This window comes from Shewanella abyssi (genome assembly GCF_023284025.1).
Lineage (GTDB): Bacteria > Pseudomonadota > Gammaproteobacteria > Enterobacterales > Shewanellaceae > Shewanella > Shewanella abyssi.
Genome location: NZ_JAKIKR010000013.1, coordinates 18299 through 34987, shown reverse-complemented (window position 1 = coordinate 34987; position 16689 = coordinate 18299). Strand labels below are relative to the sequence as shown.

Annotated in this window: 13 protein-coding genes; 7 read left to right on the top strand and 6 right to left on the bottom strand. The window is 43.8% G+C overall.

All coding sequences use genetic code 11. The annotated features are described in order from the left end of the window. Nucleotides 1–438 precede the first annotated feature (438 nt). The 3 genes from wecA (L2755_RS07965) (at nucleotide 439) to L2755_RS07955 (ending at nucleotide 3606) form a co-directional block, all read left to right on the top strand. The gene (wecA, locus tag L2755_RS07965; protein ID WP_248980198.1) at nucleotides 439–1512 is read left to right on the top strand and encodes a UDP-N-acetylglucosamine--undecaprenyl-phosphate N-acetylglucosaminephosphotransferase; all 1074 of its coding nucleotides are present in this window, start codon (nucleotides 439–441) and stop codon (nucleotides 1510–1512) included. Between the two features lie 128 nt (nucleotides 1513–1640). Then, nucleotides 1641–2729: a UDP-N-acetylglucosamine--undecaprenyl-phosphate N-acetylglucosaminephosphotransferase gene (gene wecA / locus L2755_RS07960; RefSeq protein ID WP_248980150.1), complete on the top strand. Its 1089-nt coding sequence runs from the start codon at nucleotides 1641–1643 to the stop codon at nucleotides 2727–2729. 427 nt (nucleotides 2730–3156) lie between these two features. Then, nucleotides 3157–3606, top strand: coding sequence for an REP-associated tyrosine transposase (locus L2755_RS07955; RefSeq protein ID WP_248980149.1), 450 nt, complete (start codon nucleotides 3157–3159; stop codon nucleotides 3604–3606). A gap of 371 nt (nucleotides 3607–3977) precedes the next feature. On the opposite strand, the gene L2755_RS07950 is transcribed toward L2755_RS07955, so the two are convergent. Beyond that, complete coding sequence (locus L2755_RS07950) at nucleotides 3978–5393, bottom strand: Fic family protein (RefSeq protein WP_248980148.1); 1416 nt, start codon at nucleotides 5391–5393, stop codon at nucleotides 3978–3980. Between the two features lie 38 nt (nucleotides 5394–5431). Here L2755_RS07950 and L2755_RS07945 point away from each other — a divergent pair, with 38 nt between their 5' ends. From L2755_RS07945 to L2755_RS07935, 3 genes are all read left to right on the top strand, one after another. Next, nucleotides 5432–5599, top strand: coding sequence for a hypothetical protein (locus L2755_RS07945; RefSeq protein WP_248980147.1), 168 nt, complete (start codon nucleotides 5432–5434; stop codon nucleotides 5597–5599). Nucleotides 5600–6334: 735 nt separating this feature from the next. Continuing rightward, nucleotides 6335–7687, top strand: coding sequence for a type II toxin-antitoxin system HipA family toxin (locus tag L2755_RS07940; protein ID WP_248980146.1), 1353 nt, complete (start codon nucleotides 6335–6337; stop codon nucleotides 7685–7687). Further along, a complete protein-coding gene (locus tag L2755_RS07935; protein ID WP_248980145.1) occupies nucleotides 7684–8037 on the top strand; it encodes a helix-turn-helix domain-containing protein in 354 nt (117 codons plus the stop codon). The genes L2755_RS07940 and L2755_RS07935 overlap by 4 nt, the downstream gene beginning before the upstream one ends. Nucleotides 8038–8740: 703 nt before the next feature. Here the strand turns inward: L2755_RS07935 and L2755_RS07930 are convergent. Continuing rightward, complete coding sequence (locus L2755_RS07930) at nucleotides 8741–10177, bottom strand: MBL fold metallo-hydrolase RNA specificity domain-containing protein (RefSeq protein ID WP_248980144.1); 1437 nt, start codon at nucleotides 10175–10177, stop codon at nucleotides 8741–8743. Between the two features lie 187 nt (nucleotides 10178–10364). On the opposite strand from L2755_RS07930, the gene rfbC reads away from it, so the two are divergent. Then, nucleotides 10365–10910 carry a dTDP-4-dehydrorhamnose 3,5-epimerase gene (rfbC, locus tag L2755_RS07925; RefSeq protein WP_248980143.1) on the top strand — a complete coding sequence of 182 codons (546 nt, stop codon included), beginning with the start codon at nucleotides 10365–10367 and terminating at the stop codon, nucleotides 10908–10910. Between the two features lie 340 nt (nucleotides 10911–11250). Here the strand turns inward: rfbC and L2755_RS07920 are convergent, their stop codons facing one another. From L2755_RS07920 to L2755_RS07905, 4 genes are all read right to left on the bottom strand, one after another. Continuing rightward, the gene (locus L2755_RS07920; protein ID WP_248980142.1) at nucleotides 11251–12543 is read right to left on the bottom strand and encodes a CDP-glycerol glycerophosphotransferase family protein; all 1293 of its coding nucleotides are present in this window, start codon (nucleotides 12541–12543) and stop codon (nucleotides 11251–11253) included. Next, nucleotides 12543–13043 (bottom strand): adenylyltransferase/cytidyltransferase family protein, encoded by a 501-nt coding sequence (locus tag L2755_RS07915; protein WP_248980141.1) that lies wholly within the window; start codon nucleotides 13041–13043, stop codon nucleotides 12543–12545. Before L2755_RS07915 ends, L2755_RS07920 begins: the two co-directional genes overlap by 1 nt. A 75-nt stretch (nucleotides 13044–13118) precedes the next feature. After that, nucleotides 13119–14606, bottom strand: a complete 1488-nt coding sequence (locus L2755_RS07910) for a sugar phosphate nucleotidyltransferase (RefSeq protein ID WP_248980140.1) — start codon at nucleotides 14604–14606, stop codon at nucleotides 13119–13121. Between the two features lie 10 nt (nucleotides 14607–14616). Further along, a complete protein-coding gene (locus tag L2755_RS07905) occupies nucleotides 14617–16644 on the bottom strand; it encodes a WecB/TagA/CpsF family glycosyltransferase (RefSeq protein ID WP_248980139.1) in 2028 nt (675 codons plus the stop codon). Between the last annotated feature and the right edge of the window lie 45 nt (nucleotides 16645–16689).

Genomic DNA, 16689 nt, shown 5'->3' with positions numbered 1-16689 from the left:
GTGAATAGTTGAATTATGCAAATTGTTTAGTTGTTGTAAGGTAAGAGGTTATTTAAATCAGGGGAGGGTAAAAGTGCATTAGGGTTAGCAAGCAAATGTCGTGAATTATATTAAGGGCACCGCTTGCAACAGCCATTGCCTATAATGCGTTATTGGATACAATATTCAGTGCGTGCAATTCAAACGTCTTTATTGCCAACATCAAATGACGCAGTATGGCGTCTTTACGTTGTTTATTGTAATGCTAATCTATTTGCTACGCGGTAGTCGTTTATTTATTGTAACAGCAAAAAGACTTCTTGAACCCTGTCGTAAAAATGTGTGATTTCTGTTGACGTCTATAGCAATTCATTGACACAATGTCATTTATTTGGCGGTGCTGTTGAATACTATTCAACAGCACCTGTTAGTTATTATTTTTTGGTAATTTGGTTGCTTATGCTATCCGTTCTGTGCTCTATTTTTTTTGCTTCTTTCATTAGTCTTTTTATTTTTAGAAAATTGGCAAAGTATGTTGGATTGGTAGATAAACCAAACTTACGTAAGCACCATAGCGGTGCAATTCCACTTGTTGGTGGGATCTCTGTATTTATTAGTTTGTTATTGACCTTGAGTATTTATTCGCCGTTTGACGGTGATGTAGCTCTTTACCTTTTATGTGCGTTTATTTTGATAGTGCTTGGTGCACTAGATGACAGGTATGATATTAGTTTTAAGTATCGCTTATTTGTTCAAGCGTGCGTTAGTGTGCTTATGATAGCAATTGGTGAGAAAAGTTTAGACAGCTTAGGCCTTATGATGGGCAATGACATTATTGCTCTGCCTGGTTGGGCTAGCTACTTTGTTACAATTCTAGCTGTGATTGGCTCTATTAATGCGTTCAATATGGTGGATGGCATTGATGGGTTATTGGGTGGTTTAGCCTCGGTGACCTTTGCTGCCCTGGGCTTTTTGTTCTTTCTTTCCGGGAATGTTGATTTACTCTACTTTTGTTTAATTCTTATTACGGCTCTGCTGCCCTACATAATGCTTAACCTCGGGTTCCCGTTTGGTAAGCGTTTTAAGGTCTTTATGGGGGATGCTGGTAGTATGTTTATCGGTTTTACAGTTGTGTGGCTGTTAATAGAAGCGAGCCAAGGCGGGGAGTTCAAGACTATTAGACCCGTAACAGCGCTTTGGTTGATTGCTTTTCCACTAATGGATATGGCTTGCATTATGATAAGACGGGTTAGGAAAGGACAGTCTCCGTTCCAACCAGATCGAGAGCACTTACATCATATTTGTCAACGTTTAGGTCTGTCGTCTTCACACTCTTTATTGGTGATTTGTTTGATGGCAACTTTAATGGCAATTGTAGGTATTGCTAGTGATTATTACGCACTCAATGAAACTTTGATGTTTTGTTTATTCTTGCTTACGTTTGGTGTGTACTTTTACGTGATTACTCACATATGGAAAATAACGCGTTATTTTAAAACTAAGGTAGAAGATAGGATTTTGCTACCTGATTGATTTTGCAATCTTTAGTTCGATGCAGCTTAAAATTAACAAAAAAAGCTTAATAAATAACCAGATTTGTGTTTTGATGACCTCTGAGCTAGCTTGCTCTGTTGGTGATTGGATGACTTAGGGATAAGGTAATGGACTATATAGCGATCGTGTTGGTCGGTTTTTCGATTAGTTTTTTGGCTATAGGATTGAGTTTTCCAATCGCGAATAGGATTGGCTTGGTAGATTCACCAAATGAACGGAAACAGCATCAGGGTTCTATTCCTCTTATTGGTGGTTTAGGAATATTTATTAGTGTACTCGTAGCGTCAAAAATATTTGTTGCTAGTAGTCAGGTATTAAATCTTTATCTAATATCTACCGCTCTGCTTTTGTTTATCGGAATTCTCGATGACAAGTACGATCTCTCCGTACGAATACGTATAGTGTCACAAGTGATTATCGCCTCTATTTTAATATTTGGCGCGGAATTGCACCTGTCTAGCCTTGGCTACATCCTTCACTGGTTTGATTTACAGCTCGGATACCTAGGGATATTTGTCACTATAGTTGCAGTTATAGGTTCGATAAATGCATTTAATATGGTGGATGGTATAGATGGCCTAGCAGGGATGTTGAGTTTAGTGACTTTCTCTTCAATTGCCTTTTTATTGCACCATTCGAATAGCGAGTGGGTTTTCCTTCCATTACTTTTTATTGCGGCAATTCTAGCCTACTTGTGTTTTAACCTACGCTGGCCTCTAACTTCTCTTCGTAAAGTTTTTATGGGTGATGCTGGAAGCATGCTTATAGGGTTAACTGTTGTTTGGCTTTTAGTGATTGGTGTGGAAGCAGATAGTCCCGCATTTTCACCAGTAACAGCGCTTTACTTAATAGCCATGCCATTGATGGATATGGCTGCAATTATGATTCGTCGAGTGAAAAAAGGTCAATCGCCATTTAAGCCTGACAGGGATCACCTGCACCATATCTTTGAGCGTGCTGGATTTAGTAGAAAGCAAACCTTAGTCCGTATAACTTTGGCATCCGCCAATATAGCTTTGATTGGTATATTGGGCGAGATGCTCAATATTGCGGAATCAGTTATGTTTATCTGTTTCATTTTACTTTTCGGATTATATCATCGAGCGTTAGCTCATTCTTGGATAACGATGAAATGGCTTAGACGTAAAGATGTTGAGCCTGAGACGGTAGAAGCCGAGAAAACCGAGACGGTTTAAAGCTGGAAAAACAGGTGAAGAGCCGGGAAGGGCAAAGACGACATAGAGCCGAGAAGGATAACTGATAACGGAACGCTTCGCTTACAGGAAGAAAGTTTAAAGACGGTTCGGAGACGGTGTTTACGATCATCTTTATAGGTCGGCATTATCTTTTTGTAGGTCGGCATTTATGATTATCCTTTGTAGGTCGGCATTTATGCCGTCGGTTTGTAATGGTTCATTGCAATGATTGATGGGCTAAAGCCCAACCTACAGGGTGTAATGCTTATGCCGTCGGTTAGCATGATCGATCGCAATGATTGATGGGCTAAAGCCCAACCTACAGAGGTGTAATGCTTATGCCAGTGTTTACGAATATCTTTTGTAGGTCGGCATTATCTTTTGTAGGTCGGCATTCATGCCGTCGGTTATGCTTTAGGAGATAATGATGTCATGGAGTGACTTAAGGAAAGGGCGTTTTTCACAAGAGCAGAGTGAGTACTTCATCACTTTTAATACAAAGGATAGATTGGCTTTTTTCAATGATGTTGATATGGCTCGTACGTTTTGTTTACAGATTGCTCTAAATGAACGCCAGTATAATAGTACGTGGTTAACTTGGGTGTTAATGCCTGACCATTTTCATGGATTACTAAGGTTAGGCGCTGGAGCGGAGTTATCTAAAACGGTAGGATCTTTGAAAGGGACTAGTAGTTTTGCTATTAACAAAATAGCCAAGCAAAGTGGAGGTTTGTGGCAGTCCTCATTTTATGATCGTGCCTTACGTAGTGATGATGACAGGATACAAATCAGTCGATATATAGTGGCTAACCCATTAAGAAAGAGAATAGTTAACCGCGTTGGTGATTATCCGTATTGGAACTCTATCTATTTATAAGGCATTTATGCCGTCGGTTTGTAATGGTGCATTGCGATGATTGATGGGCTAAAGCCCAACCTACAGCGGTGCAATGCTTATGTTTGCGTTTGCGTTTACGATTATCTGTTGTAGGTCGGCATTATCTTTTTTTAGGTCGGCATTTATGCCGTCGGTTAGCAATGGTTCATTGCAATGATTGATGGGCTAAAGCCCAACCTACAGCGGCGTAATACTTATGCCGGTGTTTACGATTATCTTTTGTAGGTCGGTATTTATGCCGTCGGTTAGTATGGTCATTGCGATGATTGATGGGCTAAAGCCCAACCTACAGAGGCGTAATGCTTATGCCGTCGGTTAGCATGGTCCATTGCAATGATTGATGGGTGATATTATTTCTCTATAAATTTCTGCTTATCTTTCCAGATTTTTAATTGTGATGGTCTAATGCCGTATCTTGCTAATACCCCTTCATGAAGTCTTCTCAGTTCTTCAATAATCAGTGCGGTTAAGTATTCTAATTCGGCATCGGCGAGTTCTAATGTGAGTACTGCGCGGATCTCATCTTCTGGATCACTATCAGGACTAGTGATAACTTGGTAAACGGTCCGCTTAATTAAATTTCTGTACTCTAGGCGCATGGGATCTGGCTCTACTAATTGTTGTTTTAGAGCAATATATTCCCTTGTTGAGCGTTCATAGGCCCATACGTAGAGATCACGTAAAAGTTCTATTCTGTTCATTTCATAAACCCCTAGCGTTGCGCGGCTGTATGCTTCCTCTGGCACATCTAAAAATGTTAATGGACATAAGTTAGCGCGGATCAGAGGTAAGTTTGCGGCCAAGCGTGATGTGCGCTTGTTGACGTCAGCAAAGGGTTGTAAATAGGGCAGGTGCACCATCATAAAAAATGATTGTTCGAATGGGTCGGTGATCATTTGGGCTTTGGCTAACAATAAATCGAGTAACTCAGCAATCACAGCGTCACCAGAAATGGGACGATAGACACTTTTTCCTATGTCGACCCGATGCTGGCGGATCCGACCTTCATCAAATGGGTTTGGTAGTAAGTTTTCAGACAAAATACTGTGCAAGTTTAATATCGTATAACGATTAAAGCCGATGGATTCAGGGTTATCGACCAGTAGTTCAATTGCAGCCTTGTGGTTAAGGATCATCTGAGTTTCAATGCTTGCTTTGCCTAGTGCAGCTTTACCATGTTCAATAAGCTCAACCGTGTCGAGTCGGCTATAGGTATTGCCCTCTAGATGGCTTGAAGCCCAAGATAAATCAATGAGCAATCTACTTAATATATCTCGACCATAAGTTCCAGCAGGTTGTAATGCTAGGCCTGTATTGCCCATGCGATAAAGTTGTCTGCGCATGGGTTCGGATAAATAGAAGCTGACATTCGGCTCATAATCATCTAGCAGAGAGCGTTGGTAGCCCACAGGGGATCTTGCTGACAGAGGTTGCTCAATGTAATTTAAAATATCTTTACTGTCGGCAGATTGGGGAATGTAGGCTGGAAATTGGTCGCTAATATGGACTCTAATATTGTCGCTAACACTGAGTGTAGGTTTGGTAGCTGTCAGTTCTGTAGCTGTCGAACCATAGTGAGAAGCTGCTAGGTATTTTCTTGAACGCCCGCCACCAATTGCAACGATAGTATGATTATTGATTAATTCACTCAAGCTTCGCTGGGCCGTACGTCTGCTAATACTAGGGTTAAGCGTGAGTAATTCAGATAATGATAATGCGGCATGAGCCGTTAATATACTGTGCTGTATTTTTGCGGTACTAGACATGATATTGGCACTTTAACGAGACAAGCAATGGCACCATTATGGCACTATTATTTTTACTTGGCACTAATAGTGTCACTATTTATGGCACTATTACAAAGCATGTTAGTCACTCTGAGGATCTAGGAATACCATTCGTGACCAAAGCTGAGCTATATTACACCCGTATCTTGGCTGAAATTGCCGGTGTTTACGAATATCTTTTGTAGGTCGGCATTCATGCCGTCGGTTATGCATGGTTCATTGCAATGATTGATGGGCTAAAGCCCAACCTACAGGGTGTAATGCTAATGCCAGTGTTTATGAATATCTTTTGTAGGTCGGCATTTATGCCGTCGGTTAGCAATGGTCCATCGCGTTGATTGATGGGCTAAAGCCCAACTTACAGGATGTAATGCTTATGCCAGTGTTTACGAATATCTTTTGTAGGTCGGCATTTATGCCGTCGGTTAGCAATGGTCCATTGCGATGATTGATGGGCTAAAGCCCAACCTACAGCGGTGTAATGCTTATGTTGGTGTTTACGATTATCTTTTGTAGGTCGGCATTTATGCCGTCGGTTTGTAATGGTCCATTGCGATGATTGATGGGCTAAAGCCCAACCTACAGGGTGTAATGCTTATGCCGTCGGTTACGAATATCTTTTGTAGGTCGGCATTTATGCCGTCGGTTAGCATGTTCCATTGCAATGATCGATGGGCTAAAGCCCAACCTACAGGGTGTAATGCTTATGCCGTCGGTTACGAATATCTTTTGTAGGTCGGCATTCATGCCGTCGGTTAGCATGTTCCATTGCAATGATCGATGGGCTAAAGCCCAACCTACAGGGTGTAATGCTAATGAACCTTATTTAGCTCATTAAACTGTAGCTCACGCACTTAATGTGCTATTATTTGCTCAATAAGTGTGAATATTTACATTTGTTGAGCTTATAAAGGTGCAGTATGGTTCGCAGACTTACTATTCAAATTAATTACCAACACGCTTGGCACGATGCGGCCATCCTAGAATTTCCTGATCTATTGAACTCAAGCCGCTGCCGACTAGATTATGAGATGAGTCATGTACTTAAACCTGAGTTCTACCAACAGTTTGCCGACTCAGCAATTAGTGTTCGACTACCCATTGAATCAATGCCCTTTCGTCAGCATAATTGGTTTAAATTCATTGACGATATTATGCCAGCTGGATCAAGTCGGAATTATTGGCTGAGAAAATTAGGATTAACGGACGAAAACCTTGCAGCCCGTAATTTTGAATTACTTAGCCGCGGCACAATTGCACCTATCGGCAATGTACGAATAAAAGAATCAATCCCCGAACGCCCGGAAAACCCGATAGTCGTTCACTTTACTGTAGAAGATGTCTGCAGACTAGAAGTTGACTTTATTGAGTACGCACAAGCAAATGGCGCCGCAGCAGGTGGCGCATCTGGTGCCGGTGGCGCCGCTCCAAAACTCCTTGTTCGTCGTAGTCAAGATGGTGGGATATGGATTGATACATTCCAAGACACTCCAGATAACACGGATATTCGCTACTTGGTTAAATTTCCAAGAGGCGTGAATGACATCGATAAGGACATACTCAGAGCAGAGTATCACTTCTACCATGAATTACATGCACTTGGGTTTAACACCATACCTCTTGAACATATGATGCTTGAGGAGAGCGCTAGAGGCCCATCATTATGGTTACCAAGATTCGACTCAATTATCATCGACAACAAAGAACAACTATTAGGGCTTGAGTCAGTATACTCAATATTAGGCGCAGCGCCTGGGACTCCAATGCTTCATGGCGACGTTATCAGGGGGATTATACAAGTGCTAAGTAACCCAGATATCTATGGAAATACCACAACCCTTTTGGACGAAGATGATGGCATTGCGAAGTTCGTCATTGAGTGGGTGCGGAGAGACCTGCTTAATATCGCATTCGGAAACAGCGATAATCATGGCCGCAACACTTCATTTATCAAGATGAACAACAATGTGTCACTTTCGCCAATCTATGATTTTGCCCCAATGAAAGCTGATCCCGAAACAATCACGAGAACATTCACCTGGGGTCAAAATTTAGAATTAGGTGGAAGATTTCATTTCGATGGGATTGCTGAGAGCTTAAGAGACCTCGTTGAGCCACTGTTGTTACTAACAGAACTAAAGGTTACCGCTGAGAGCTTGATAGGACTCAGGGAAAGATTGGCTACGCGAGGTGTGACTGATTCAATCCTAAACTTCCCTAGCATGAGCTATCAAGACCTAAGAGTTAAGTTCGAATTATGGGGCTTACTATGACCACGAAAAATAACGGACGCGCAACCTTATCATCAAAGCGCGAAAACATAACGTCAAACAGCAAAGACGAGTTAATACTTGATACCTGTCATGCACTCATGGCCAAAGAGATAACGACGGGACAGGCACTTAAAAAGTTACGTGTGAGCCTTTTGTCTATTAATCAAGACGAGTATGCAAAAATGGTCGGACTAACAAGGAAAGTCATCTCAGAAATAGAGAGAGACAAGTCCAAATCAAACGTAGATGTGCTAAATCAATCACTCAGAGGAGTAGGACTCAATATCGCCATTTTACCCCGTGATAAGTTCCTACAAGAGCAAGTCTTAAAAAGCGATATCAACGAGTGATTTCGTTAATTAGGCTTCAGGCGAGTACGATTCGGTGTTTACGATCATCTTTTGTAGGTCGGCATTATCTTTTGTAGGTCGGCATTTATGCCGTCAGTTAGCATGATTCATTGCGATGATTGATGGGCTAAAGCCCAACCTACAGCGGTGTAATGCTAATGCCGGTGTTTACGACTATCCTTTGTAGGTCGGCATTATCTTTTGTAGGTCGGCATTTATGCCGTCGGTTTGCATGGTTCATTACAATGATTGATGGGCTAAAGCCCAACCTACAGGGTGTAATGCTTATGCCGTCGGTTAGCATGGTCAATTGCAATGATTGATGGGCTAAAGCCCAACCTACAGAGGCGTAATATTTATGCCATCTGGTTATGATTATCTTTTGTAGGTCGGCATTTATGCCGTCGGTTAGCATGGTCCATTGCGATGATTGATGGGCTAAAGCCCAACCTACAGCTGTGTAATGTTTATGACTATCTTTTGTAGGTCGGCATTTATGCCGTCGGTTAGCATGGTCTATTGCAATGATTGATGGGCTAAAGCCCAACCTACAGCTGTGTAATGTTTATGCCGTCTGGTTATGATTATCTTTTGTAGGTCAGCATTTATGCCGTCAGTTAGCAATGGTCTATCTTAGCTTGCATCGTCTCAGCTCCTCTCGGCTTCAGTATCTCAGCTTTAAACCGTCTCTGCTCCTTTCGGCCTAAACCCCTATCTCTATTTTCGCACCTGGCAGTAACTTCTTATATTCCTCTGCGAGTGCGTTTTTTGCATCGTTATCGCCATGGACGATGCGAATGAGTGTCGGCTTAATACGCATGCCTTTTACAAAGTTAATTAGGTTGTGTTGGTCGGCGTGGGCTGAATAGCCACTGATGGTATGCACTGCGGCTTTAATCGCTACTTTATTGCCATCTATGGTGCAGTAACCTCCGCGAGGTCCATAGGTTTGGATCTCTCGCCCTGTAGTACCTTGTGCTTGATAACCGACAAATATGATGTCGGTGCTTGGTTCGCGGAGCAGTCTCGCCAAATAGTTTTGCATTCTTCCACCGGTGCACATGCCACTGGCGGCAATGACTATCGCCGGTTTATTGCGTTTACAAAGGTATTCTATTGTTGCTAGATGCTCTTGATGGCTGCCGACGGTATACAGTTGCTCGAAGTCTAACGGGTGCCGGTGCTGCTTTAGCTTCTGTTTGGCTTCGTTGTCCCACAGCGCTTTAAACTGTAAGTAATGCTCGGTAAACTTTGCCGCCATTGGTGAATCAATAATGACTTCAATATTTTCCCACATCTGGTTTTTATGGCGATATCGATGGATCAGCTGCTCCAGTTCATAAAGTAGCTCTTGTGTGCGGCCAATGCTAAAGGCAGGGATCAGTACCACGCCATTATCTGCAACAGACTTTTCTATTACCTTTCTTAAACTCTCGCACCGCTGTTTTCGGCCTTGATGATTTTTATCGCCGTATGTCGACTCAATGACCAAAGTATCTGCTCTATAAGGGCTTTTGGGACTTGCCAGCAGTGGGGTGTGAGTCGCACCTAAATCCCCCGAAAACACCACTCTATGGTTGTTCTTGCTCTTGTTAGTGAAGCTGTTGAATAGCGCTATTTCTACATAGGCAGAGCCTAGAATATGACCAGCGGCTCTAAATTTTGCCTTCGCTTGGTTATAGCGATTAGCTGTAGCTGCTGTGTTGTTATTTTTGATAGCCGTGCCGAGATCTAAGGCAAACCATTGGTTATATTCAATTGGGGTAATGAGTTGTTTAAGCATTTTTAAGTAGAGCTTTATCATGCGCCGGTTTTGGGTAACGCCAATTTTTAACGCGTCTTCAATCACCATTGGCAGCAGTGCTGCTGTGGCCACCGTTGCATAGATGGGTTTATTAAACCCCGCTGCAAGCAGGTAGGGGATCCTGCCCACGTGGTCGATATGGCAGTGGGTTATTATGAGCGCTTGTATATTGCTGATGTCGAACTCTATGGGCAGTTGTTCAATGGCGCTTTTGCCTGCAGTTTCAGCTCCTTGAAATAGGCCGCAGTCAATCAAGATACTCGAATGAGTGTTGATATCAAGCTGGTGGCAAGAGCCTGTCACTCCGTTGACGGCACCGTGATGGATGATTTGCATGTTTTATCTCCCTATTTATACACAAGCTGTTTGGATAACTCCTTCCATGGATTAAACTAGAGTAATGCAAATATAATAGGATGCAAAGGCGCTTAATAGGAGTTATTTTAATGATAGTTCTGCGGGCGGCTATTGATCGCTAGGGTTGTTTGTACTGCGTACATGCTATTTTTTACCATGAGATATTATGAAACTTATTCCTACTGCTATTGCTGATGTGCTGTTATTTGAATCTCAATGTTTCGCTGATGAGCGTGGCTTTTTTATGGAAACTTTTCGCCAGTCTGAGTTTGATAAACTGTTTGGGCAGTTAGGTTTAAAGGCGCCCACTTTTGTGCAGGAGAATATGAGCCGTTCTGCAAAGCATGTGCTGCGGGGGCTGCATTTTCAAAAGAGACATCCTCAAGGCAAACTTATTCGCGTTATCGCCGGTGAGATCTTTGATGTCGTTGTGGATATTCGTCAAGGCTCGGCAACTTTCGGCCAATGGCTTGGACAAATTCTGTCAGCTGAAAACAGGCTGCAAATGTATATACCCCCAGGCTTTGCTCATGGTTTTTTAACCTTAAGTGATTACGCTGATATTATCTATAAATGTACTGATTACTATGCGCCAGGTGATGAGGGCATTATGGCTTGGAATGATGCTGATATTGCGATTAAGTGGCCGTTAGATAAGGGTGTGGTGCCGATATTGTCGGATAAAGACGGCCAAGCGACTAGGTTCGAGTAAAGACGGTAAAATCTTAGACGAACGACCTACGGCCTTACGGTACGCGACTTCGTCACTACGGAACGCTTCGCTTACGGTAAAAACTAGAAAAGAGCAAAGCGACGGCATAAATGCCGACCTACAAAAGATAATCGTGAACACCAACATAAGCATTACAACACCGCTGTAGGTTGGGCTTTAGCCCATCAATCATTGCAATCGACCATGCTAACCGACGGCATAAATGCCGACCTACTTTAAAAGAAGGTGCTAGCAAAGCAGAAAATCAACATCAACATCAAAAGCCGAATGGTGTTTTCTGTTGATTTCCTAGCAGGACGTAGTCCGTCCTAGTACCTTCTCAGCTTAACCGGCTCCAAACCTTCTCAGCCTGCATCCACTCTTCTAACACTGCAAAGGATCCGGTTTGCGAGCCTCCCCAAAACATCTTGTTTGCGGCTCGGAAGTTATCCTGGTATCTGCTTGCTAGTGCATTGACTGAGTCAGGCTGAAGTTGTGCTAGCAGTTGGTTAAAGGTGAGGCACTCTGGCCCGAGTGTCGGTATTGTACTGGAATACTCATACATATCTCGGCAGTTCTGCTGATATTGCTCTTTATCAAAGCGATAGAAACACAACGGGATATTAAGAGGCAGGGCATCGATGAACAGTGATGAATAGTCGGTGATCAGCAGATCGACTTCATGCAATATTCCATATACGTCCTCCATGGTACTGATGTTCAATATGTTAGCAAAGCTTGCGAACTTATTGGCCAGTTCGGCTTCATTTGGATGCAGTCGCAGTAAAAACAGCTGGTTATTTTTTTGTAGTTGCTCTGATAGAGCTTGCCAGTCAAAGGCCGCGCAGTAGGGCGTTGCAGCTTGAAAACTCTTTGTTTGAAAAGAGTCACGCCATGATGGGGCATAAAGAATTACTTGTTGATAGATTTTAGTCTTTATTCCGTGCTGTGTTTCGCTCGATCCTGCAGGGTTAATTAGACTGCCTGTTTTGATGGATAGTGCCTGATGTGGGTTTAAGCCGTAGTAATCGGTTCTTGGGTAGCCGCAGTGTAGTAAGTTGTGATTGCCGAGTCTAAATGCGCTTTTAAACAACTGATCAACCAGTGGACTGGGGCTTAACATTATATCGGGTTTTATCCGTTGTTGATGTGCGTGCAGACTCTGCATAAGCCTTTGCAGTAGGGACTCTGGGTTGAATATTTGGGCCATGGGGCCTGATGTAATGTCGAACTCAATTTTCTTCATCGGCAGACCATGCCACAAGTTTACTTTTACAGCGCCACCTGCCAGCCATTGATTAATATCGCCAATATAGCTGTTGTAGAAGTAATATTTGGCGGTTAACGCATGAAACGCGCCTTGGAATGACCAGCGGTAATAGACTTCATAACCGTCAGCTCGCAGCTGCTTGATAACCTCTCTATTGGCGGTGATCCAAATGCAGCGGATGAACTTTTCATCACTCCAATGCTTATAAAGGTACTTGCTGTTGTCTGAAAATAGCTCTTTATAACTGCCAAATACGGCCTTGTTAGTACTGCGTGGAACCAGCCTTGAAAGCTGATATAGCAGCTTTCGACCACAGGCTTTTATCCATTGCAGTAAAGATGACCGTAGCGAGGAGTATCGCATTATTTAGAGACCTTATTGTCGAAATTATCATGAGGGTTATCATGAGGATTATCATGAGAGTTATTGTTCGGATCTTTGACTGCTGGGCTCGTCGGGGCCCCTTTGTCTGCCAGGCTATTTTTAATTTCAGTTGATGATATTTCACCGGTCCGGTCTAGGTAGACAACATCGCACAGTATTGATAGTTCATCAAACTCTCCCTTCCAGTCATCTCCTATACCAAAGGTGCTGACATCGTATTTGCAGATGTCTTTGGCTTTTTGCTGCCAGTGTGTTTCTGGCACCACCATATCGACATACTTGCATGCTGCTACAATTTCGGCACGCTGCAGGTAACTAAAAAAGGCGGCTTTACCTTTTAGTGCATTAAACTCATCCGTTGAAACGGCAACAATAAGTTTATCTCCCAGTGCTTTAAGGCGCTTAAACAGACGTACGTGGCCATAATGGAATAGATCGAACGTGCCGTAAGTAATGATGGTTTTTGTATTCGTTTTCATAATGTTCCCTCTTACTCTGCGCTAAATGGGCGTTAGTGATAAGTCGATATGCCAAATACACATTAATGATGCTGATTACTTCACAGCATTGACCGGCGTTTTGTGTTTAACGGATTTGGCAAATATGGACTTGCTGACTAACGACCAATATTTACTGCGCTGGTTAATAGCAAAGAACTCGGCTTCAACGAGTTGCCGCTCCTCAATAGGCGCTGCGGCGTCGATGACTAGTTGCAAGGGGCCGTATAGGCCTAATGATGTTGCTGGCTTGATCTGCTTAAGCTGTTTAGTTGTTTGTATTTTCTGCTCGAATGGTGTGGCGCCAAATAGGGCGAGTCGGCCGGTAAACACCCAGTACAGCTGGGGTAGGCGGGCGATGAACCTAGGGCTGATATTCCAGCGCCAAGTGGATTTTTGTCCGCCCTTGATAAAAAGAGTCTCTGTTACCATGGGTCGCTTTGGGTGGGTCATTAGCGAGACCATCATCAGTAGTGGCGTTAAAATCAGGCCGGCAAAGAACAATATCAATGCTTGCGTTCTATCGAGTAGAGAGACCGATTGGGACGGCTGCTGACGTTTAGCTTGTTGACGGTTGTCTGCAATAATACTGGGGTCTGTTAACCTTAGGTGGCCACCATTTTCAGGCATTAACAGTAGATCTTTACAGACAATGGCGTTGCTGACATTGAGGCCCTGACCAATGTAGGTATTATCTAAAATAAGGCAGTTCTTCAGGCTACAGGCTTTTTCAATTAAGCAGTTTTTGCCAACAATAATGCTTTGCTGCATATCGACACTTTCATCGATCCAGCTGTTTTTGCCTATCACCCCCCAGGCGTTGTGCATGCTAAGTTGGCCTGATTTAGTTTTAGCAGCAAGGTAAAATCCTTTAACGGGGGCGGCGCTGCTAAAATAGCGCCCTTTAGGCGTAGCACCTGTGAGTGTTGCTGACGCTAATGCTTGGTTAGCACCCATGTAGTTTTCCAGAGAATCGAGCAGAAAACAGTCGCCGTGGAGTATTTGGGTGACACTTTGCTGTTCTGCTCCCTGAGCTGCAGCTTGATCTACCCGTTGAACAGCCCCGTGGCAATTCGCCAATGGCCAGTTGAGGTCTTCGGTAAAATGGCTAGCGCCTGGTAGCAACATCAAGCCGGCATTTTGATTGGCTATTTTAGCCACCACATAGCTGTGACTCATCTGCTTGCTAAACTGCACAAAAGATTTGATGCATGGGCTGCGTAATATATCGGCACGTGCCAGTAATATTGCTTCATTTTGATTTAGCGCGAGGCGCGGCAGAATTTTTGATACATCTTCTTGCTCACGACTTAAAAAATACTCAACCTCTAATCCCCATTTTTGGCCATTGCCAACCAGCTTTTCGATTGCTGCAGAATGTGAGGAGGTCACAATTCTTACTCGGTCAATATGGGCTTCGGCTAGATCTTCTAAGGTAAATTCAATCACGGCCTTATTACCAACGGGCAATAGCGCCGGGCAATAGTGCTGGTGTAAGGGGGAGAGTTCATTGCCATTTCGATTAGCGAATATAATTGCTTGCATAGTCGATTCCTTAATATGCGCCACGTGCAAATAACACGGCTGGAATGGTTTTAAGCAGCAGCCAAATATCTGCAGCGATGGATTGTTGGTAGATATAGTCGATGTCGAGTTCAACTTGTTTATCAAACGGGATGTTGGAGCGGCCAGAGACTTGCCATATACAGGTGATCCCAGGTTTTACCATCAGCCTATTTCGATCATGCTGGCTGTATTGCTTCACTTCACTTAACAGCGCAGGACGAGGACCGACTAACGACATATCACCCTGTAAAACATTCCAAAGTTGCGGTAGCTCATCAATTGACGCTTTACGAATAAATTTACCTATCCAGCTGATCCTCGGATCACGCTTGATCTTAAACAGCACGCCGCCTTGCATTTCATTGTCTGTTTTCATCATTGCCAATCTTTGCTCGGCGTCTTGATACATGGAGCGAAACTTCCACATGGTAAAGGGTTGATTATTGCGTCCTGCACGAGCCTGGCAGAACAGCACGGCGCCTGGCGACTCGATGCGAATAAGCAGTGAAATGAGCACAAATAGCGGCATGAGTAAGGTGAGTAAGCTTGCCGATACGCTAATGTCGAGTGTTCGTTTGGCAGCACGGTTCAAGTGTCGATGCAAGTTATGTGCGGCGCGGCGCGCGTTGGCTTGCTTAGCATTAAATTTTGGGGTGTCGTTTATATTGGTTTTTGGCTTTCGCTTTTGTGGCTGGGTTGATTGCATCTTTCTCAGTTGACGGTTCTCGCGCCACACGCGTAGCAAAAACGTAGGGTTACCGATGATATAGCGTTGCCACATTCGGCCAGGCTCCTGCAGTAATCGATAGCTCCACTCCATGCCCATCTGTCGTAACCATGGCGGGGCACGCTTGATGCGGTTTGAATAGAAATCGAAAAGCCCACCGACACCGATCCCAACATGGCAGTTGAGCTGATGCTGATTATCTTTAAGCCATTGCTCTTGCAATGGAGCCCCCATCGCCACTAATAAAATGTCTGCCTGAGCTTGGTTGATTTGATTAACCACGGCGCTGTTTTCACTATCGTCATGCCCTGTGCCAGCGTCACCGCTACCGCTGTTGTTAGTCGCACTGAAATAGCCGCTGTGAGTGCCGACAATTTTAAGGGCTGGGTAGCTTTTTATCATATTGCTGGCAACGGTTGTGGCTACCCCTTCTTCACCCCCCAGTAGATAAATTGACAGTTGCTGCTCGGCGGCGAGCTGGCACAATCTTGGGAACATGTCGGTACCGTTGAGATTGTCTTTAAGCCCTTGGCCTTTTGATAGGCAAGCTAAGCGGACGCCAATACCATCGGCAAATACCCGCGCACTTTGCTGTAAGTATTGGCGATAAACCTCATTTTGAGTGCTGATATTTAAACAGTCAGCATTGATCAAACTGTATAGTTTCATCGTTTGTGGCGCCCCGTTTTGGCACGTTTGCTGCAGCTCACTTAACAGCTCCGTCATGGTCCAATTATCAAGTGCTATGCCAAACACAGAGATGACTCGGGTGCTACGTTTGATTTTGGGCATGAATGTACGGGTGAGAACAAACACAAATAGGGCTCTTACGAGTGCGGTAATGTAGCTGAGAATACTGCTGTGGGCTTTATTGAGAGAACGCTTAGCTGCTTCAAAGCTAAGCCCAGTGGCACTGTTTATTTGCTCGATAGAGATGAGGCCAGGTTTGATTGCGTATTTGTTTGCTGTTTGACTGCGCGCTTGTATGGCACCAAAGGCAAACGCTATCTTGCTACCCAATAGGCTGATATCGCCATTGAGCACATTAAACAGCATTGGCAGCGATTTGAAGCGTCCAGCGTAACTCAACTGCTGCAGTGCGATAACGCTATTATTAGGGCCAGCAACAAATACCGACTCAAAGGTATGGAGATGGTTAGCGGCACTTCTGACCATGGCATAAGCAAGTAGCGGGCTGGTTAGCAATATCATCAACATTGCAGCAGATGCATCAACAACACGGATAGCCAATGCCGTTGTGCTGGTGGGGCGCGTTGGAATATTTGTCATAATCGGCCTCGGGTCTATATCGTGTTGTGAATGACTCTGCTGTAG